The sequence below is a fragment of the Halobaculum sp. P14 genome (assembly GCF_051195155.1).
Lineage (GTDB): Archaea > Halobacteriota > Halobacteria > Halobacteriales > Haloferacaceae > JBNTKA01.
On record NZ_JBNTKB010000003.1, the window covers coordinates 303,709 to 320,823 of the forward strand.

Consider the following 17,115-nt stretch of genomic DNA (forward strand, 5'->3'; position numbering starts at 1 on the left):
TTGCAGGCTGTATGTCCCCGGACGTCTCCGCTGTCCGCGACGATTTCCCGATTCTCGACCAGGACGTCAACGGGCATCCGCTGACGTACCTCGACAACGCCGCGACGACCCAGACGCCGCGGCAGGTGTACGACGTCTTCGAGGAGTACTACGCCGGCTACAACGCCAACGTCCACCGCGGCATCCACGAGCTGAGCCACCGGGCGTCCGTCGCGTACGAGGCCGCCCACGACCGGCTCGCCGCGTTCGTCGGCGCCTCCGGCGGCCGCGAGGAGATGGTGTTCACGCGGAACACCACCGAGAGCATCAACCTCGTCGCACACGGCCTCGCGCTCCCGGAGTTCGGCCCCGACGACGTCATCGTCACGACGGAGATGGAGCACCACGCGTCGCTCGTCACGTGGCAGCAGGTCGCCGAGCGGACCGGCGCGGAACTCCGGTTCGTCCGCGTCACCGACACCGGCCACCTCGACGTCGAGCACGCGAAGTCGCTCGTCGACGGCGACACAGAACTGGTGGCGGTGCCGCACGTCTCGAACGTCCTCGGCACCGTCAACCCCGTCGAGACGTTCGCGGAGCTCGCCCACGACGCCGGCGCCGTGCTGCTGGTCGACGGCGCGCAGTCGGCGCCGACGCGGCCGGTCGACGTCGAAGCGATGGGCGCCGACTTCTTCACGTTCTCCGGCCACAAGATGGCGGGGCCGACCGGCATCGGCGGGCTGTACGGCCGCCGCGACCTGCTGGCCGAGATGGAACCGTTCCTGTACGGCGGCGAGATGATTCAGCACGTCACGTTCGACCGGTCGACGTGGAACGGGCTGCCGTGGAAGTTCGAGGCCGGGACGCCGCCGATTGCGGAGGCCATCGCGCTCGCCGCCGCCGTCGACTACCTCGACGACCTCGGCATGGACTGGGTCCGCGAACACGAAGACCGGCTCGCGCAGTACGCGCTCGACCGGCTCTCCGAGCGCGACGACGTCGTGACCTACGGTCCGCCGGCGGGCGAGGAACGCACCGGGCTGGTGTCGTTTAACGTCGACGGCGTCCACGGCCACGACGTCTCGTCGCTGCTCGACGACCGCGGCATCGCCGTCCGCGCCGGCGACCACTGCACCCAGCCGCTGCACGACCGGCTCGACATCCCCGGCTCCGTCCGGGCGTCGTTTTACGTCTACAACACGACGGACGAGATCGACCGGCTGCTCGACGCGCTCGTCGACGCACCGGCGAAAGTCGACGACGCGCTCGCCTCGGACCGGTACCACGACCTGGTCGACGAACACCACCACGAGCCGCGGAACAGCGGCGGGCTCGCCGAGCCGACGCTCGTGAAGTCATCCGAGGAGACGTCCTGCGGCGACGAAGGCGAGTTCCACGTCGAAATCGGCGACGACGGCACCATCGAGGCGCTCGCCTTCGAGAGCCAGAGCTGCGCGGTGAGCCGCGCGGTCGCGAGCCTCATCACGGAGTACCTGGAGGGCAGAACCGTCGCCGACGCCGCCGACATGGAGGGCGAAGTCGTCCGGATGCTGGAAGGCCAGTTCCCGGACCTCCGGCGCGAGTGCGTCGTCGGCCCCGAGGACGTCATCCGGGAGGCGGCCCGCGAGTACCTCGACGCCGACGCCGACGGCGCCACTCCGACCCGGTCGGCGTAGCCGCCGTAGACCGAACCCGCGTCCCGGCGTCCCCCGGTTTTCGGACGACGTTCAGCGTTCCCCGTCGTCGTCGCTGTCGTCGTCGCTGTCGTCGCCGCCGCTGTGCTGGCAGCCGCTGCTGTCGAGGCCGTCGAGGTCTGCGGCCGTGTTGACGTTCGCGAGCGCGGCGTCGAGCGAGACGCCGTCGGGGGCGTCCGCGGGCGTCACGACCGCGGCGGCGAGCGAGTCGAGGAGGGCGCGCGGCCCGGCAGTCCGCGGGACTCCTTCGAGCGCCCGAACCAGGCTGTCTCGCCGGTAGCAGGCGAACAGCGGCTGCGCCACGCCGTCGGCGTCGACCGGAACGACGGCGTCCGCGTCGTCGTTCGCGGCCGCGTGTGTGTCTGCGGCTGCGTCCGCGTCTGCGCCCGGCTCTCCGCCTTCGCACCGGTCGACGAGCCACCGAACTGTTCGGGCGTCGACCCGCGGCATGTCGCAGGCGGCGACGACGAGCCACGTCGCGTCGGCCTCGCGGGCCGCCCCCGCGACGCCGGCGAGCGGCCCGACGAACGCGGCGTGGTCGGAGACGAAACCGGCGTCCGGGAGCGCGGCCCGGTACGCCGGCCCGGGGTCGTCGCCGGCGGAGACGAGCGGCGTGCTGCCGGTGGCGTCACCGACCGCGTCGGCGACGCGCCGAATCATCGCCGCCCCGTCGACCTCGGCGAGCGCCTTGTCCGCCGCTCCGAACCTGGTGCTGTCCCCGCCGGCGAGCACGACGCCGCGGACGGCCGGTCCACGCATCGAATCGGGGTAGTCCGCGCCGGTGGATAAGTCCTCGCCGCGGACGAGCCGGGTGCTCGCGCACCAGTCGGGACCTGGACCGACCGGTCGCGGCGTCGACCGAGCGGTCGGAGCGTCGTGCTCGTCGTCCAGAGAGAAAGCGGCGGGGTGGCCGCGTCAGAACAGCCGGTCGCTGGCGAGTTCGGCGCCGTCGACGAGCGATTCCAGTTTCGCCCACGCGATTTCGGGGTCGACCATCGCCAGCCCGGCCTGCGTGTCGAAGCCGCAGTCCGGGGCGGCGACGACGCGGGTCGGGTCGCCGACGGCGTCGGCGACGCGCTCCAGTCTGTCCGCGACCGTCTCCGGGTGCTCGATGACGTTCGTCTTCACGTCGACGACGCCGGGCAGTAGGTCCCAGCCGTCCGGCAGCGGGTGTTCGGCGAACGCCCGGTACTCGTGTTGGTGGCGCGGGTTCGCCTGCTCGATGCTGATGCCGCCGACGTCGAGGTCGTACAGCTCCGGGAGCACGTCGACCAGTTCGACGTCGCGGTGGTGGGGCCCCTCGTAGCTCCCCCAGCAGGTGTGCAGCCGGAGCTGGTCGGCCGGGATGTCGCTGACGGCCTCGTTCAGGGCGTCGACGTGGAGCCGAATGATGCCCTTCAGGGTGTCGAGCGACTTGTCCTGCGGGCCGCGGTGGCCGGACGCGAGTAGCTCCGGCGCGTCGAGTTGGAGCGTCGCCCCGGTGTCGGCGACGAGTTCGTACTCCTCGCGGAGCGCGTCGGCGAGGGCGAACACGAACTCGCGGTGAGAGTCGTAGTGCTCGTTCGTCAGCGACGTCGCCGCGATGCCGGGGGAGGCGGCCGTGATGAACGTGTCCTCGTAGTCGACGCCGGTCTCGTCGAGCAGGTCGAAGAACGTCTCCACCTCCTGTTCGGCGTCATCGCGGCCGACGTACTCCACCTGGTCGACGACGGCGGGCTGGCTCCGCAGGTCGATGGCGTCGGTCTTGAACTCGGTTTCGGCGTACTCCGGGTAGTCCTGCAGGTCGTCCCACAGCGGCGCCTCGCGGCTGCCGCCGATGCCCGACAGCCGGTTCGCGACGTACCAGTTGAACGAGACCCGCGGCTGCTCCCCGTTGTTGATGACGTCGAGGCCGACGTCCGCCTGCCGTTCGATGACGGCCTCGGTGGCGTCGACGACCGCCCGCTCCCACTCGTCCGGGTCGACGTCCTCGCCGGCGTCCCGCTGTTTCAGGAGTTCGCGAAGCTCGGGGGGTCGCGGCAGACTTCCGATGTGCGTCGTCAGTAATCCGTCGGTGTCGTGTGCCATGTGTCGCTCGTACCTGAATCGACCCCGGCGCCGCTAATATGACTTTTGGTTGTATATCCTCGATATTCTATGCCCGTTAGTAATTGTGCGCCGGTTCGAGCGAACACTGCTCTCGGCCGGCGTTCCGACCGAACTTCAACCGGACGTGTTCGCCCTCGGGCGGTGCTCCGTGACGACTCCACGATTTCGGCGAACCTAAAAACCGAAACGGCTTTGTGTGTTTAGGCAAGCCTAATCCGCATGGCACGAGACGACGCACGACACGACTCGCCGACGCGCCGCGAGTACGTCAAGTACGGCGGCGCCGTCGTCGCCGGCGGCCTCCTCGCCGGCTGTACGGACAGCGCCGACGCCGGTTCGTCGCCGACGGAATCCGCGACGGCGACGAACGCCGATACCGCGACCGACTCGCCGACGCCGCAGTCCGACTCCGACGGCTCTTACACCGTCTCGATGGCGCCGATGGGCGAGGTGGAGTTCGAATCCGTCCCGAAGACCGTGTTCACGCGACTGACGCATCTCGCCGGGATGGCGTTCGCGCTCGGCCGCGGCAACGACGTGAACGCGATGCACGCCCCCGACTACTACGACGCGCTGTGGAACCAGTTCACGCCGCGGCTCGACGGCGTCACGCTCGACTGGTCCGGGCTGTACTCGTCGTGGCGGCCGAGCAAGGAGAAGCTGTACGAGCTCGACAGCGACGTCCACCTCGCGGACCCGGCGAGCGTGTTCGCGCTCGACGGCTGGAGTCAGGCCGACATCGCGGAGATACGCGAGAACGTCTCGCCGTGGTTCGGCAACCACTTCAGCCACCGGCACACCGCGCCGCCCGACGAGTACGCCGACCGGTACGAGTACTACACGCTCTGGGAGCAGTTCGAGAAGGTCGCGCAGGTGTTCCGCGAGCGGGACCGGTACGACGCGCTCGCCGCGATTCACGACGACCTGCTCGCCACCATCGAGGCGGAGCTGCCGGCCGAAGCGGACCGGCCGACCGTCGTCATGGGCGGATTCAGCACGCCGACGGAGCCGTACGTCTACAACGTCGACGCGCCCGGCTTCCTCACCGCGCACGTCCGGCCGTTCGGGCTCCGGGACGCCTTCGGCGACGACGTCTCCTCCGGCGACCAGGTCGACATGGAGGCGCTGCTCGAAGCCGACCCCGACGTCATCCTCTCGCTCGGCGGCATGCACCCCGGAACCGACATGGCAGCCATCAGAGAGGCGCTCGAAGACGACCCGGTCGGCCAGCAGCTCTCGGCCGTCCAGAACGACCGCGTGTACGCCCAGGGCGCCCGCTACCAGGGGCCGATTCTGAACCTGTTCCAACTGGAGATGACCGCGAAACAGGTGTTCCCGTCCCAGTTCGGCGAGTGGCCGACCTACGAGTCCGGCCCGTACCCGGAAATCCCGGCGGAGGAGCAGTTGTTCGACCGACAGCGGGTCGCCGACGTCATCACCGGCGACTGGTAGCGCACCGATACACGAGCCGAAGCAACGACACATCCATGATCGGAACGACGCTCGGGGACATCCGCGCGCACATCGAGATGCTGGCGACGCCGTCTGGCGAGTACTACCTGGTCTGCGGCCGGTTCGGCGACCGGCCCGTCCCGGCCGACGGCCTCCGGTTCGACAGCCGCGGAACGGCGCGGGCGGCCGCGCAGGCGACCGAGCAGTACCGCGCGACGCTCCGCCGCTACGACCCGCACCTGCCGTACTACGACGTCATCGTCTGTCAGGACCCCGACGACGAGTCCGTCGTGCAGTCCGCGACGAACGCCGCTCGGGACTCGGCGTGGCGCGACCGCTACCGGACCGATTCAGCCCGGGGCGCCGAGTCGACGCGGGTCGGCGGGACCCGCTCGGGCGACCCGGACGCGAATCTGTACCCGAACGCTGCCCGGGAGTCGGGCGCCGACCGGTCGTCGTTCGTCGACTTCTGTCACACCATCGCGGCCGCCGTGTTCGAGACGGTCGCCGAGTCGGACCACGACGGCGTCGAGGACGCGGTGATGGACGCGTACCTCGACCGCGCCGAGTCGGCCGAGAACCCCGACGAACTCTGCCTCGAACTGCTGGACAGCCTGACCGGCGAACTCGCCGGCCGGCTGGACGCGGCGGCGCAGGCGGCGGTGCTCCGGGACGCCGCCGCGCGCCTCCCGCCGCCGACCGAGACCGACAGCCCGCTCGGGGACGCGCTCGAACGGCTCTGCGGCGTCGCGCTCGCAGCCGAATACACCGTCGACCCGTCGGGGACCGAGGGGCAGGACGCCGACTCGTGGACCGTGACGCTGTCGGGGTACGAACTCGGCCGGTCGACCCGCAGGCTCGCGACGCTGCCGCTCGCGGTCGAACTGCTCCGCCGACGGCCGGAGGCGACGCCGTCGATTTCGGACGCCCGGTGTCTCGACCCCGGCGCCGCCGCGCCGACGTGGAATTTCAGGCTCGCGCTCGGCGACGACGACGCGCCGGCGGGGCTGGTCAGCGCGCCGGAGGTGTCCGCGGAGTGAGCGTCGAGACGCACGTCCAGCAGGCGCTCGACCGCGTTCGGCGCGAACAGGACCACGTCGCCGACAAGACCGAGGCGTACGAGTCGTTCGAGCGCACGGTCCGCGAGACGCCGTGCCGCTCGCCGACCGGCGGCCCCCGGCCGGGCAACGCTTCGGCCACCGACGGATTCACCGCGGCGACGGCGACGGCTGCAGGCGGACCGGGCCGAGCCGAGGACCGGTGCGAGGCGGTGCGCGAGGCGTTCGCCGAAACCGTCCGTCCGTGCAGCACCGCCGACGTCGACGACCCGGAGCCGCTGGTGGAGACGATGCGGTCCGAACTCGGCGCGGAGCTCGCGGCGACGCTCGCGCCGCACACCGCCGGCCAGTTCACCGCGGAAACGAAGCGGGCGGTTCGGGCGGCGAGCGCCGACCGGCGAGCCGAACTCTCGGTGATGGACGCGGCGCTGGCGGCGGAAACCGACGCGCTCCGCGACGCCGAAACCGTCGTCGCCGACGTCGCGGACTGGCTCGTCGACGCCGAGGAGACGCCGCTGTCTGCGCTCGGATTCGACGCGCTCCGCGACCGCCACGAGCGGCTCGCGGCACACCGGAATCGGTGTGAGGGGGCGCTCTGCGACCGCCAGTCGTTCCTCGCCGCGGCGACGAACCGCGGCGCCGGCACCGGCATCAGCCACCGGGCGCTCGCGTCGTACCTCTACGCCGACCTCCCCGTGGAGTTCCCGGTTCTGGCGACGTGCACGCGGCTGCTCGACGTCTGTCTGGACGCACAGCGTGCCGTCCGTGCGCACCTCGTCCGCCGCGTATGAACCCGGACGGACGCCGCAGCCGGCGCGGCCGGCTCTGGGCAGCCGTGTACGCGGCGCTCGTCGGCACGGCGGACGACGCGGCGCCGCACGGAGACGGCGACGATACGAGCCTCGACAGCGACGACGCGAGCCCCGACAGCAACGATGCCGGGCCGGACTCGTCGTCGCACCGATGAGCGGCGTCGCGCACTGCGGTGGCTCAGCGGCGGCCGTCGAGCGTGAACTCGACGGTCGCGCCGTCGGGCGTCTCCGGGAGTCGGAGCGTGCCGCCGTACGACTCGGTAATCCAGCGCGCGAGCCACAGCCCCAGCCCGTTTCCGTGCTCCAGGGGGCTCTCGGCTCGGTTCTCGTGGACGAGTTCGCGCTGAAGCTCCGGGAACCCGGGGCCTCGGTCGGTGACCGTGACCGTCACCTCGTCCGTCGACGCCGCGGTCTCGATTTCGACGGTCACGTCGCCGCCGCCGTGTTCGACGCCGTTTTTCGAGCACCTCCTGGAACGCCGTCTCCAGGCGGTCGCCGCCGAGAAAAATGCGGGTCGGTGCGGTTCGGTTTAGCCGTCGCCGTACAGCGGGCCTTCGTCGGCGCCGTCGACTTCGGGGTCGAAGACGTCGGTGTTCTTCTCGCCGGTGACGTCGATTTCGGCGAGCATCCCCTTCCGGGCGACCCGCGAGAGCGCGTGGTCGACGAGTTTGATGCGTTCCGGCACCGGGAACTCCATGGTGCCGACCATGGCGCTGCCCGGCGGCACCACCTGCGTCTGGACGTTACCGTGCGGCTCCATGCTCAGCGACCCGTTCGGGTAGCACTCCGACCAGACGTTGCCGATGGGGTGGAAGTTCGACTGGAGGTTCGGGCCGCCGGTCACCATGAACACCCGCGCGGTCTCACCGACGCTGGCTTCGAGCGGCCCGCGGTTCGCCGCCGCCCACGCGTACTTCTCGCCGTTGAGCAGGACGTACGTCGGGTCTTCGCGCTTCATCGCCGCGAAGTCGAAGCCGTGGTGGCCCTTCTTCCCGGTGGGCTTGTCGGTGTACAGTTCGTGCTGGCCGACGTAGAACTCCCGGTCGACGGACGGGAGCCCCTCCTTCGGCTCGACCAGAATCATCCCGAACATGCCGGCGGACACGTGGTAGTCCAGGTTCGGGACGGCGCAGTGGTAGATGTACGCGCCGGGGTACGTCGCCGTGAACCGCTCGGCGTTCTCCTCGCCGGGCGCCGCGGTGGTCGCGACGCTGCCGCCGCCGGTGCCGTAGACGGCGTGCATGTCGACGTTGTGCGGCATGTCGTTCTCCGGCGGGTTCTCCAGGGTGAACGACACGGTGTCGCCCTCCCGGACCCGAATCATCGGCCCCGGAATCTGCCCGTCGAAGGTCATGTAGTCGAAGGTCACGCCGGGTTCGACCTCCGCGGTGACCTCTTTCACTTCGAGCGTGACGTCGTGGTGTTTCGGCTCGGTCCAGTCGACCGGGTCGGGGACGTCGGTCGGGTCGGCGGCGACCTGGTCGGTCGTCGCCGCCGTCGTCGTGGTCGTCGCGGCCTGGTCCGTCGTCGACTCCGTCGCGGGGGATGCTGCGGTGTTACAGCCGGCCAGTGACGCTGCACCACCGAGTCCGAGCCACTGCAGGACGCGTCGCCGCGAGTTCGTTAACATTGGCGGTCACCTCACAGGCGGACGTTGCGGGGACTCCACCTTCAACCGGGGAGCGGATTCTCACCGGCTCGCGACGCCGCCGAAGATATTCCGCCCCGGGTTTAAGTAGGGGGTTCGAGGGGTTCGCAGCGTCGCCGTCGGCCGTCAGTCGACGTACAGCGAGTAGAGGATGATGCCGAAGCCGACGGTGGTGAACAGGCTCTCGACGACGAGCGCGAGCTGCGGGTCGAGCGGGAGGAGCTGGTCGACGACGCCGGCGAGCAGCGCGCCGAGCGTGACGGCGCCGAAGCCGAACGCCAGCGCGCGGAGCGCGGACGACCCGGTCCGCCGAGATGCCTTGAACGCGTAGAACGTGATGGAGCCGCCGAGTATCAGCGTCAGCGTCTTCAGGACGGCGACCATGGAGGTGAGCTCGGGCGTCATGTCTCCTTCCGCACCTCCGACCAGAGCTCCGACAGCCGCTCTTCGGGGGTCCTGTCCCGGCGTTCGACGCCGAGTTCGATGGCGTTGTCCTCGCCGAGCGACACCCGTACCTCCTCGAAGTCGACGACGAACCGCTTGGTGTGCCGGCCGTCGGCGCGGACGTCCAGCTGCTCTTCGACCAGCCCGGCCTCAGACAGCAGGTCGAGTTTCCGGTACAGCGTCGACTTCGGGATGCCCGACGCCTCGGCGAGCTCCGCGACCGTCATCGGCTCGTCGAGCCGCTCGATGACGGCGCGGCAGTCCGGGTCGTCGAGCGCGTCGAGGACGTCCTGCAGCGACGGCTCCTCGGGCGCGAACGGGTCACGCCCCATCGGTGCTGAGTACGCAGCGGCGTGGTTCGGCGGTTCGAGGCGTGCTGACGGCGGGTCGGTCGTCGTGGGCGGGTAGGTCCATGGTCTGCGTGTACGGGCGGTCATCTGCCGCCGCCGCTCGCCGCGGCCGGCGGCGGTGGACAGCGCGGTCATGCGGGCTGCGTCTCGACCGAGGTCTCGTCAAGGTCCTCGATGAACTGCTTGACGACGCGCTCCTCGGCGCGGTGCAGCGTCTCGCTGCACGTCGACTTCGCGAGGTCGAGCGTCTCCGCGAGCTCCGTCAGCGAGCAGCCGCGCGGCGTGTCGTAGTAGCCGTTCTCGACGGCGGAGGTGAGCAGCCGGAGCTGCCGGTCGGTGAGCAGCTGTTCCGGCTCAATGTGCTGGTGGACCTCGTTGACGGTGAACGGGATGCCGAACTGGTCCAGCTGCGTGGCGAGTTCGGAGAGCCGGTGTTGGGGCGCCGTGATCTCCCACTCGGCCTGCCCGTCACGGATCGTGAACGGCATCGACAGCGGCACCCCGGAGTCTTGCACCGGGAGCAGCAGCAGCGGCATCGTCGTCTCGAACTGCAGCAGCACCGTGTCCTCGTACTGCTGGAGGATTTCGAGTTCGGTCACCGTCTCGTCCGACTGGATGTCGGCGACGATGTCGCGGAGGTCGGCGGCCGTAATCTCCGCCAGCCCGACGCCGGCGTCGTCGCCGGTCAGCGCGGCCAGGATGCGGATGGCCGCGTCGGGGTACGACCGCGACACGTCGCCGACCCAGACGCCCTCCGGAATCGTGATGGTCAGATTGGCCTGTGGCATCGGTGTTCGTGCGAACGTATTCGGCCCACACACCAATCAATGTTCCCGAACATGTTCGGACAGCGCCGCCGCTTACCGGACGGACGGGCGAACACCATCGGCACAACGAGTATGGCCGCTTCCCCCGAGCGTACGGATATGCACGGCGACAGCGCCGAACCCGGACGACAGGCCGAATCGGAGCAGCACACCGGTGAGGGAGCGACCACGCCGCCGGAGACGGAGCCGGCGAGCGACTCGAAGCGACGGGAACTCGACGCGCGGGAGATAGACGGCGAGCCGTTCGGTCCGATTATGGCCGCGCTCGACGACCTCCCGGCCGACGGGACGCTCGTGCTGTACAACAGTTTCGAGCCCGAGCCGCTGTACGGCGTCGTCGAGCGCCGCGGCTTCACCTACGAGACGACCCAGTGCGGCCCCGAGGAGTGGAAAGTCACGATTACGCACGCGTGAGCGAACATGTTCGGAGCAACGTACTGGGACGGGTAGGCGCTACGTGACAGTGCATGCCGGAAACGACACTCGACGTCCGCGAGATTCCGCCGTCCGACCGTCACCCGAAAATCCACGACGCGTTCGCCGACCTCGAAAGCGGTGAGTCGCTGGTGCTCATCAACGACCACGAGCCGAAGCCGCTGTTCTACGAGATGCAGGCCGAAGTTGAATCGTTCGACGCCGAGGGCTACACGGTCGAGCAGCGAAGTCCGAACGAGTTCGTCGCGACGTTCCCGAAACAGTAGTTCGTCGCGGCGCTCCGAATCAGTCGCCCGTCCCGGCGCCCAAAAACACTTCGTCGGACTGTTCTGCGGCGGTCGTCCGGCGCTATCCGCGCCAGATAACCGTCACCACGGCGTCGGCCGCTTCGACGGTGTCGTACTCGAAGCCGCGGTCGGAGAGCCGCGGGTACAGGTGCTGGGGCGCCCGGTCGTTCAGCTGGACGAGCGCCGCGTCTTCGTCCAGTTCGGCGCACCGTTCGAGCGTCCGCTGCAGCGGCTGCGGCGGCGGTAGCTCCCGGACGTCCAGCGTCTCCCGGGTCTGACCCGGCGGTGCGTCGCTCGCGTCGACCGCTTCCGAGACGTCGACCATACCGAGGCGTCGGTGGCCGCCGACCCAGACGGTTCCGCCGAAGATGTTCGCCCGCCCGGGTTGTTCGCGCCGCGCTCGTCGCCGAGCGCGACTCGCCCTCGGCCGGCGACGCACGCCGCGAACACGTTCGGCAGGCGGCTTTCCGTGCCACCGACCGAATTCCACGCCGATGACAACCACCGCTGCCCACCACTCGGTCCGTGAAGCCGCCGGCCAGAACGGCGAGAACGACGCGCGGTCCGACCGGGACCGATGAAGCCCGGAGCGATAGACGCCGACCGGCGGCCGTTCGTCCTCATCTGGGAGGTCACGCAGGCCTGCGGGCTCGCCTGCAAGCACTGCCGGGCGGACGCGCAGCCGCGCCGACACCCCGACGAACTGACCACCGCCGAGGGGAAACGGCTGCTCGACGACGCGTCCGAGTTCGGCGACGGCCAGCTCGTCGTCCTGTCGGGCGGCGACCCGCTCGCCCGCGACGACACCGCCGACCTGGTCGAGTACGGCACCGACGCCGGCCTCCGGATGACGCTGACGCCGAGCGGCACCGCGTCGCTGACCCCGGACCGGATCCGGGCGCTCGCCGACGCCGGGCTCCGGCGGATGGCGCTCAGCATCGACGGCGGCTCCGCAGCCGCACACGACGAGTTCCGGCAGGAACGCGGGAGCTTCGAACAGACGATGCGGGCCGCGCGCGCGACGCGGGACGCCGGCCTGCCGCTCCAGGTCAACACGACGGTGTGCGCCGAGACGGTCGACGAACTGCCGGCGATACGGGACCTGGTCGCCGACCTCGGCGCAGTCCTGTGGTCCGTCTTCTTCCTCGTCCCGGTCGGCCGCGGCCGGGTCCTCGACCCGGTGTCCCCCGAGCGCGCCGAGCGCGTCATGGAGTGGCTGTGCGACGTCGCCGACGACGCCCCGTTCGGCGTCAAGACGACGGAGGCACCGCACTACCGACGCGTCGCGCTCTCCGGCGGCGCCCACGCAGACGGCGACGACCGCGCCGCCGGCACCGCAGACGACGCGGACGGCGACGCCGGGCCGAGCGGGGGGCCGTCGCCGGACGGAATCGGTCGCAGACTCGGAATCACCGCCGGCAACGGCTTCGCGTTCGTGAGCCACGTCGGCGACGTCTACCCGTCCGGGTTCCTCCCGGAGGCCGCCGGAAACGTCCGCGACGACGGCGTCGTCGACGTCTACCGGGACGCAGCCCTGTTCGAATCGCTGCGCGACCCCGACGCGCTCGGCGGGAAGTGCGGCGCCTGCGAGTACCGCCACGTCTGCGGCGGCAGCCGGTCCCGGGCGTACGCGTACACGGGCGACCCGCTCGCGGCCGACCCGCTCTGTGCGTACGTCCCGGACGGCTACGCCGGCCCGCTCCCCGACCAGTCGTTCGGCGCCGACGCGCCCTCCGCGGACTGACCGACACCACTACCGGCCGCTCCCGTCGTGCGACGTCGCCGACGCGGTCACGGTGGGTCCGCTCCGGGGCGTTCGCGGTCGTTCTCAGTTTCCGAATCAGTCCCCGAACACCTTCGGGGGAACCGCCGTGGCGTTCGGCTGGCTACGTCCGACTGAGATGGCACCAGACGAGCAGGCAGTCGGTCGCCGTACCGTGCTGAAAGCCACCGGGGCGTCTCTGCTGGGCGCGGCGCTCGCCGGCTGCACCAGCGGCGGCAGCGCCGGGTCGTCCGCCGCCGGGCAGTCCGGCGGGTCGTCCACGTCGACTCCGACGCAGTCCCCCGAACCGACCGATTCGTCGAGCGGCGGCGGAACGAAGGGGTTCGGCGGGTGGTTCGACAACGTCGGGAACTACGACGGCGTCGTCGACGAGACCGGCTCGGACTCCGTGACCGTGACGGTCGGCGCGGAGGGGAACGGCGGCGCGTACGCGTTCGCGCCGGCCGCGGTCGCGGTCTCGCCGGGCACCACCGTCGTCTGGAAGTGGACCGGGAAGGGGAGCATGCACAACGTCGTCGACGTCGACGGCGGATTCGAGAGCGACCTGCTGAACGAGCAGGGCGCGACGTTCGAACACACCTTCGACGCGACGGGGACGTACAAGTACTACTGCGAGCCGCACAAGGCGATGGGGATGAAAGGCGCCGTCGTCGTGAAGTAGCCGTCCCGGAATCGGGGTCTTTTTTTTTTCAGGTCGGGCGTCGCGCGTCGACGAGTCCGCGGTCAGTCTGCGTTCGGTCCGCGGTCAGTCTGCGTTCGGTCCGCGGTCAGTCCGCGTTCGGCGTCGACGCCGCGGGGCCGCTGATTTCGTCCTCGGTGAGGTAGCACTGCGGGTCGGGCGCGAACAGGTCGTCGTGCGTGGCGAGCGCGCGGAGCCGGGAGGCGCCGCGGCAGATGGACTGGTACTGACAGCGGCCGCAGCGACCGGTCAGGTGGTCGGTGCGCTCGCGCAGCCGCGCCAGCAGCGGGTTCGACTCGTCCTCCCAGATGGCGCCGAACGGCCGGTCGCGGACGTTGCCGAGGCTGTACCCCTGCCAGAACTGGGTGAGGTGGACGTTCCCCTGGTAGTCCACGTCGGCGACGCGCTCGCCGGTCGGGTCGCCGCCGTTCCGGCGGAGGTAGTCGGCGACGCGCTCGGCGGCGTCCGCGCCCATGTTGCGGCGGGCGTACTCGACGAGGTACGCCGCGTCCGCGTAGTTGCCGACGAGCAGCGTCTCGATCTCCTCGCCGTCGTCGTGGTACGCCCGGGTCAGGTCGCAGAGCCGCTTCACGGCGTCGCGCTTCGCCGCGGGCGACAGGTCGGCGTCGGCGATGTCGGCGCCGCGGCCGCCGTAGTCGAGGTGGTAAAAGCAGAACCGGTTGACGCCCTCCTCGGCGAGCAGGTCGACGACGCCGCGGAGGTCCGCCGCGTTCCGCTCCGTGATGGTGTACCGCAGCCCCGTCTTGAGGCCGACGTCGAGGCAGGCGCGGATGCCGCGGACGGCGGCGTCGAACGCGCCGTCCTGCCCGCGGAACTCGTCGTTTCGCTCCGGCAGGCCGTCGACGGAGACGCCGGCGTACTTGAGGCCGGCGTCACGGAGTTCCCGCGCCTTTTCGCGGGTGATGAGCGTCCCGTTCGTCGACAGCACCGGCCGGATGCCGCTGTCGGCGGCGTACCGCACCAGTTCGGTGAGGTCGTCGCGGACCAGCGGTTCGCCGCCGGAGAACAGCACCACCGGGACGCCGTACGCCGCGAGGTCGTCGAGCAGCCGTTTGCCTTCGGCGGTGCTGAGTTCGCCCGGCGCGGTGCCGGTGTCGGCGGCCGCGTAGCAGTGCGAACAGTAGAGGTTGCACTGCTTCGTGAGGTTCCAGACCACGACCGGGCGGCGCTGCTTCCGCTCCGCTATCTGCGGCTTCGACGACTCGTCGGCGGCGTCGTACCGCAGGCCGTCCCCCTCGGCGCCGACGCCGCAGAGCAGTTTACTGACCGAAATCATGCGTCGTAGCTGCGGTCTTCCTCGCCGGTCGCGACGGTCGCCGGTTCGGCGTCGTCGTCGAGCGCGTGCGTCGAGTACCGCGAGACGGCGTCGGCGGGACACAGCCAGACGTCGGCCGCGTACCACGCGAACAGCTTCGTCGCCCGCTCGTAGGCGACGTCGTCGGACGGCGCGGAGATGCTGCCGACGTGGCGGACCGGCTCCGACTCTTCGTCCCGGACGAACACTTCCCACTCCCGTTCGACGGCGTCGCGCGGCTGGTCGCCGACGCGGAACCGCTCCGGTTTCTCGACCATACCGGAACTGCGGCGCCCGAGCGAAACACGGTTTCCCCGATGATGTTCGGCGCCGCGTTGGTGCCGGTCGCGCCGCGACGACGAACGGATGCCGACCCGAGAAACCGAACTCCGACGCCTGACCGAGACGGTGTGTGAACACCCAGCGGTCGCGGACGCGTGGCTCGCCAAGAGCTTCACCGACCGGCTGTTCGTCGTCGACCTCGCGGACGGGGAGCGGCTTCCCGACGACGTCCGGGAGACGCTCGCCGCAAACGGCCTCCGCGGCTGCAACGAGGTGTACGGAACCGCCTCGTCGGACCCGTCCAGCGTTGGCGCTGTCGGCGGCGGTACCCGGCACCGATTCGTCGACGTCCGGAGCCGCGACGAACACGGAACCGTCGGCGCGGAGTGACCGCTCCGCGCGCCGCGGCCGGCCGGCCCCCGGCCGCCCGAACGTGTTCGGGAGTACCGGCAGGTCGCTGGCCGCCGTCGGTCCCGGTATGAGCGTCGTTCCGGGAGAGGTCGACACGGCTCGACAGCCGCCGATGACGGTACCGCTCCGGCACTTCGTCGTCGGAACAGGGTTCCTGCTCGCGGGCGTCGTCGCCGGTGCGGTGGCGGCCGTCGGCGGAACATCCGGGCTGGGGACGCTCGCGCACGTCCACCTCCTGCTCGCCGGCTGGGTCTGTCTCACGATCATGGGCGCGATGACGCAGTTCGTCCCCGTCTGGTCCGGGGCCGCGCTCCACTCCGAGCGCCTCGCGACAGCCCAGCTCTGGCTCGTCTCCGGCGGCCTGGCCGGGTTCGCGACCAACCTGTTCACGGCGACCCTGGCGTCGGCGCCCGTGTTCGCCGCCGCCATGCTGGTCGGCTTCTGGACGTTCGTCTACAACGTCGGGCGCACGCTCCTCCCGCAGGCCCCCTACGACGTCACCGAGCGACACTTCGGCGTCGCGCTCGGGTTCTTCCTCCTCGTCACGCTCCTCGGGTTCCTGCTCGCCGTCGACTTCGTCCGCCCGGCGTTCGCGGGCCTCCCGGTCACCCGCGCCGACGTCGTCTCCGCGCACGTCACCCTCGCCGTGTTCGGCGCCGTCACGACGACGGTTCTCGGCGCGCTCTACCAGCTCGCGACGATGTTCACGCAGACCTCGCTCCACGGCGTCGACGTCCCGCTCCGCCGCGTCGAGGAGGCCGGCTACCCCGCCGGCGTCGCACTCCTCGCAGTCGGGCGGCTGGTCGACTCGGTGCTGCTCGCACGGGTCGGCGCGGTGCTGCTCGTCGCCGCCCTCGCGGCGTTCACCGTGATTCTCGGCCGGCGCCTGCTTGAAACGCAGGTCGACTGGACGCCGATGCTCTCGCGGTACGCCGTCGCGACCGCCGGGTTCGCCGCCTGGGCCGCGCTCGCGCTCCCGGCCTGGGTCGCCGACCCGCTCGCCCCGGCGGCGCTGTTCGGCGCGCCCGGAACCGTCCACCTGTTCGTCGTCGGCGCCGTCGGCTTCGTCGTCCTCGGGACGCTCTACCACGTCGTCCCGTTCATCGTCTGGGTGCACCGGTACAGCGACCTGCTCGGCTACGAGGCCGTCCCGATGATCGACGACCTCTACAGCGGCTGGGTCGCCGCCGCGGACCTCGGCTGTTTCGTCGCCGGAACCGCGCTGCTCGTCGCGGCCGACCTGCTCGGCCTCCCGGCGGCCGTCGCGGCTGCCGGCGGCGTCCTCGTCCTGGCCGGGTCGGCGCTGTTCGTCGCAAACCTCCTCTCGGTCATCCGGACGCACAGCCCCGCTTCGGTTGCCGGCATCCTGCTCGGCAGGTCGGTCGACTCGTCCGAGACGCGGCCGGACGAGTCCGCGGAGCCGTCGGACTGAGTTCGGCGCGTCGACGCCGAACGCGACCCGAACCAGTTCGGCCGAACGCTCACGTCCGCGCCGACGAATCCTGAAACCGGAATCGCGCGCCAACCGAAGACGAGCCGTTTCCAACAGCCCGTCCAACTCCCGATAGCCC

20 protein-coding genes and 1 pseudogene are annotated in these 17,115 nt (G+C 70.7%); 11 read left to right on the plus strand and 10 right to left on the minus strand.

Annotated features, from left to right (window positions below; genetic code table 11):
• Positions 1 to 11 precede the first annotated feature (11 nt).
• On the plus strand, positions 12 to 1,655 hold the full coding sequence (locus ACQUS7_RS08530; protein ID WP_435146337.1) for a SufS family cysteine desulfurase: 1,644 nt from the start codon (positions 12 to 14) through the stop codon (positions 1,653 to 1,655).
• A 51-nt stretch (positions 1,656 to 1,706) separates the two neighbouring features.
• On the opposite strand, the gene ACQUS7_RS08535 is transcribed toward ACQUS7_RS08530, so the two are convergent.
• Both ACQUS7_RS08535 and ACQUS7_RS08540 read right to left on the minus strand, forming a co-directional pair.
• Positions 1,707 to 2,432, minus strand: coding sequence for a molybdenum cofactor guanylyltransferase (locus ACQUS7_RS08535; protein ID WP_435146339.1), 726 nt, complete (start codon positions 2,430 to 2,432; stop codon positions 1,707 to 1,709).
• Positions 2,433 to 2,588: 156 nt separating this feature from the next.
• On the minus strand, positions 2,589 to 3,740 hold the full coding sequence (locus ACQUS7_RS08540; RefSeq protein ID WP_435146341.1) for a methionine synthase: 1,152 nt from the start codon (positions 3,738 to 3,740) through the stop codon (positions 2,589 to 2,591).
• Positions 3,741 to 3,980: 240 nt separating this feature from the next.
• Between ACQUS7_RS08540 and ACQUS7_RS08545 the strand changes: the two genes are divergently transcribed.
• Genes ACQUS7_RS08545 through ACQUS7_RS08560 form a run of 4 tightly spaced genes read left to right on the plus strand, consistent with a single transcriptional unit; the run spans position 3,981 to position 7,238 of the window.
• Positions 3,981 to 5,213 (plus strand): ABC transporter substrate-binding protein, encoded by a 1,233-nt coding sequence (locus tag ACQUS7_RS08545; protein WP_435146343.1) that lies wholly within the window; start codon positions 3,981 to 3,983, stop codon positions 5,211 to 5,213.
• Between the two features lie 35 nt (positions 5,214 to 5,248).
• Positions 5,249 to 6,253, plus strand: coding sequence for a DUF7551 domain-containing protein (locus ACQUS7_RS08550; RefSeq protein WP_435146345.1), 1,005 nt, complete (start codon positions 5,249 to 5,251; stop codon positions 6,251 to 6,253).
• Positions 6,250 to 7,062, plus strand: coding sequence for a DUF7260 family protein (locus ACQUS7_RS08555; RefSeq protein WP_435129900.1), 813 nt, complete (start codon positions 6,250 to 6,252; stop codon positions 7,060 to 7,062). The genes ACQUS7_RS08550 and ACQUS7_RS08555 overlap by 4 nt, the downstream gene beginning before the upstream one ends.
• Positions 7,059 to 7,238, plus strand: a complete 180-nt coding sequence (locus ACQUS7_RS08560) for a hypothetical protein (RefSeq protein ID WP_435129897.1) — start codon at positions 7,059 to 7,061, stop codon at positions 7,236 to 7,238. The genes ACQUS7_RS08555 and ACQUS7_RS08560 overlap by 4 nt, the downstream gene beginning before the upstream one ends.
• A gap of 23 nt (positions 7,239 to 7,261) precedes the next feature.
• Here ACQUS7_RS08560 and ACQUS7_RS08565 read toward each other — a convergent pair.
• The 5 genes and pseudogenes from ACQUS7_RS08565 to ACQUS7_RS08585 form a co-directional block, all read right to left on the minus strand.
• Positions 7,262 to 7,534: pseudogene (locus ACQUS7_RS08565) on the minus strand (ATP-binding protein); the annotation flags it as partial.
• A 78-nt stretch (positions 7,535 to 7,612) separates the two neighbouring features.
• Positions 7,613 to 8,713, minus strand: coding sequence for a copper-containing nitrite reductase (gene nirK, locus ACQUS7_RS08570; RefSeq protein ID WP_435129891.1), 1,101 nt, complete (start codon positions 8,711 to 8,713; stop codon positions 7,613 to 7,615).
• 144 nt (positions 8,714 to 8,857) lie between these two features.
• A complete protein-coding gene (locus tag ACQUS7_RS08575) occupies positions 8,858 to 9,136 on the minus strand; it encodes a DUF7521 family protein (protein WP_435146347.1) in 279 nt (92 codons plus the stop codon).
• Positions 9,133 to 9,507, minus strand: a complete 375-nt coding sequence (locus ACQUS7_RS08580) for a helix-turn-helix domain-containing protein (protein ID WP_435146408.1) — start codon at positions 9,505 to 9,507, stop codon at positions 9,133 to 9,135. The genes ACQUS7_RS08575 and ACQUS7_RS08580 overlap by 4 nt, the downstream gene beginning before the upstream one ends.
• A gap of 149 nt (positions 9,508 to 9,656) precedes the next feature.
• Positions 9,657 to 10,313 carry a helix-turn-helix domain-containing protein gene (locus ACQUS7_RS08585; protein ID WP_435146349.1) on the minus strand — a complete coding sequence of 219 codons (657 nt, stop codon included), beginning with the start codon at positions 10,311 to 10,313 and terminating at the stop codon, positions 9,657 to 9,659.
• Between the two features lie 138 nt (positions 10,314 to 10,451).
• Between ACQUS7_RS08585 and ACQUS7_RS08590 the strand changes: the two genes are divergently transcribed.
• Complete coding sequence (locus ACQUS7_RS08590) at positions 10,452 to 10,766, plus strand: DUF2249 domain-containing protein (protein WP_435146351.1); 315 nt, start codon at positions 10,452 to 10,454, stop codon at positions 10,764 to 10,766.
• 53 nt (positions 10,767 to 10,819) lie between these two features.
• Positions 10,820 to 11,053, plus strand: a complete 234-nt coding sequence (locus ACQUS7_RS08595) for a DUF2249 domain-containing protein (RefSeq protein ID WP_435146353.1) — start codon at positions 10,820 to 10,822, stop codon at positions 11,051 to 11,053.
• A gap of 82 nt (positions 11,054 to 11,135) precedes the next feature.
• On the opposite strand, the gene ACQUS7_RS08600 is transcribed toward ACQUS7_RS08595, so the two are convergent.
• Positions 11,136 to 11,399 (minus strand): DUF2249 domain-containing protein, encoded by a 264-nt coding sequence (locus ACQUS7_RS08600; RefSeq protein WP_435129878.1) that lies wholly within the window; start codon positions 11,397 to 11,399, stop codon positions 11,136 to 11,138.
• Positions 11,400 to 11,651: 252 nt separating this feature from the next.
• Between ACQUS7_RS08600 and ACQUS7_RS08605 the strand changes: the two genes are divergently transcribed.
• Both ACQUS7_RS08605 and ACQUS7_RS08610 read left to right on the plus strand, forming a co-directional pair.
• Complete coding sequence (locus ACQUS7_RS08605) at positions 11,652 to 12,818, plus strand: TIGR04053 family radical SAM/SPASM domain-containing protein (protein ID WP_435146355.1); 1,167 nt, start codon at positions 11,652 to 11,654, stop codon at positions 12,816 to 12,818.
• Positions 12,819 to 12,975: 157 nt separating this feature from the next.
• Positions 12,976 to 13,518 (plus strand): halocyanin domain-containing protein, encoded by a 543-nt coding sequence (locus ACQUS7_RS08610; RefSeq protein WP_435129872.1) that lies wholly within the window; start codon positions 12,976 to 12,978, stop codon positions 13,516 to 13,518.
• 106 nt (positions 13,519 to 13,624) lie between these two features.
• Here the strand turns inward: ACQUS7_RS08610 and ACQUS7_RS08615 are convergent, their stop codons facing one another.
• Both ACQUS7_RS08615 and ACQUS7_RS08620 read right to left on the minus strand, forming a co-directional pair.
• Positions 13,625 to 14,833: a TIGR04347 family pseudo-SAM/SPASM protein gene (locus ACQUS7_RS08615; protein ID WP_435146357.1), complete on the minus strand. Its 1,209-nt coding sequence runs from the start codon at positions 14,831 to 14,833 to the stop codon at positions 13,625 to 13,627.
• The gene (locus ACQUS7_RS08620) at positions 14,830 to 15,129 is read right to left on the minus strand and encodes an Htur_1727 family rSAM-partnered candidate RiPP (protein WP_435146359.1); all 300 of its coding nucleotides are present in this window, start codon (positions 15,127 to 15,129) and stop codon (positions 14,830 to 14,832) included. Before ACQUS7_RS08620 ends, ACQUS7_RS08615 begins: the two co-directional genes overlap by 4 nt.
• 88 nt (positions 15,130 to 15,217) lie before the next feature.
• Between ACQUS7_RS08620 and ACQUS7_RS08625 the strand changes: the two genes are divergently transcribed.
• Both ACQUS7_RS08625 and ACQUS7_RS08630 read left to right on the plus strand, forming a co-directional pair.
• Positions 15,218 to 15,523, plus strand: a complete 306-nt coding sequence (locus tag ACQUS7_RS08625; RefSeq protein WP_435129863.1) for a hypothetical protein — start codon at positions 15,218 to 15,220, stop codon at positions 15,521 to 15,523.
• Positions 15,524 to 15,611: 88 nt separating this feature from the next.
• Positions 15,612 to 16,976 carry a hypothetical protein gene (locus ACQUS7_RS08630; RefSeq protein WP_435146360.1) on the plus strand — a complete coding sequence of 455 codons (1,365 nt, stop codon included), beginning with the start codon at positions 15,612 to 15,614 and terminating at the stop codon, positions 16,974 to 16,976.
• Positions 16,977 to 17,115 lie beyond the last annotated feature (139 nt).

Bases quoted from the DNA above. Each gene is read 5' to 3' on its own strand.
- ACQUS7_RS08530 (WP_435146337.1), top strand. From the start codon at position 12: ATGTCCCCGGACGTCTCCGCTGTCCGCGACGATTTCCCGATTCTCGAC.
- ACQUS7_RS08535 (WP_435146339.1), bottom strand. From the start codon at position 2,432: ATGCGTGGACCGGCCGTCCGCGGCGTCGTGCTCGCCGGCGGGGACAGC.
- ACQUS7_RS08540 (WP_435146341.1), bottom strand. From the start codon at position 3,740: ATGGCACACGACACCGACGGATTACTGACGACGCACATCGGAAGTCTG.
- ACQUS7_RS08545 (WP_435146343.1), top strand. From the start codon at position 3,981: ATGGCACGAGACGACGCACGACACGACTCGCCGACGCGCCGCGAGTAC.
- ACQUS7_RS08550 (WP_435146345.1), top strand. From the start codon at position 5,249: ATGATCGGAACGACGCTCGGGGACATCCGCGCGCACATCGAGATGCTG.
- ACQUS7_RS08560 (WP_435129897.1), top strand. From the start codon at position 7,059: ATGAACCCGGACGGACGCCGCAGCCGGCGCGGCCGGCTCTGGGCAGCC.
- nirK (WP_435129891.1), bottom strand. From the start codon at position 8,713: ATGTTAACGAACTCGCGGCGACGCGTCCTGCAGTGGCTCGGACTCGGT.
- ACQUS7_RS08575 (WP_435146347.1), bottom strand. From the start codon at position 9,136: ATGACGCCCGAGCTCACCTCCATGGTCGCCGTCCTGAAGACGCTGACG.
- ACQUS7_RS08580 (WP_435146408.1), bottom strand. From the start codon at position 9,507: ATGGGGCGTGACCCGTTCGCGCCCGAGGAGCCGTCGCTGCAGGACGTC.
- ACQUS7_RS08585 (WP_435146349.1), bottom strand. From the start codon at position 10,313: ATGCCACAGGCCAATCTGACCATCACGATTCCGGAGGGCGTCTGGGTC.
- ACQUS7_RS08590 (WP_435146351.1), top strand. From the start codon at position 10,452: ATGCACGGCGACAGCGCCGAACCCGGACGACAGGCCGAATCGGAGCAG.
- ACQUS7_RS08595 (WP_435146353.1), top strand. From the start codon at position 10,820: ATGCCGGAAACGACACTCGACGTCCGCGAGATTCCGCCGTCCGACCGT.
- ACQUS7_RS08600 (WP_435129878.1), bottom strand. From the start codon at position 11,399: ATGGTCGACGTCTCGGAAGCGGTCGACGCGAGCGACGCACCGCCGGGT.
- ACQUS7_RS08605 (WP_435146355.1), top strand. From the start codon at position 11,652: ATGAAGCCCGGAGCGATAGACGCCGACCGGCGGCCGTTCGTCCTCATC.
- ACQUS7_RS08610 (WP_435129872.1), top strand. From the start codon at position 12,976: ATGGCACCAGACGAGCAGGCAGTCGGTCGCCGTACCGTGCTGAAAGCC.
- ACQUS7_RS08615 (WP_435146357.1), bottom strand. From the start codon at position 14,833: ATGATTTCGGTCAGTAAACTGCTCTGCGGCGTCGGCGCCGAGGGGGAC.
- ACQUS7_RS08620 (WP_435146359.1), bottom strand. From the start codon at position 15,129: ATGGTCGAGAAACCGGAGCGGTTCCGCGTCGGCGACCAGCCGCGCGAC.
- ACQUS7_RS08625 (WP_435129863.1), top strand. From the start codon at position 15,218: ATGCCGACCCGAGAAACCGAACTCCGACGCCTGACCGAGACGGTGTGT.
- ACQUS7_RS08630 (WP_435146360.1), top strand. From the start codon at position 15,612: ATGAGCGTCGTTCCGGGAGAGGTCGACACGGCTCGACAGCCGCCGATG.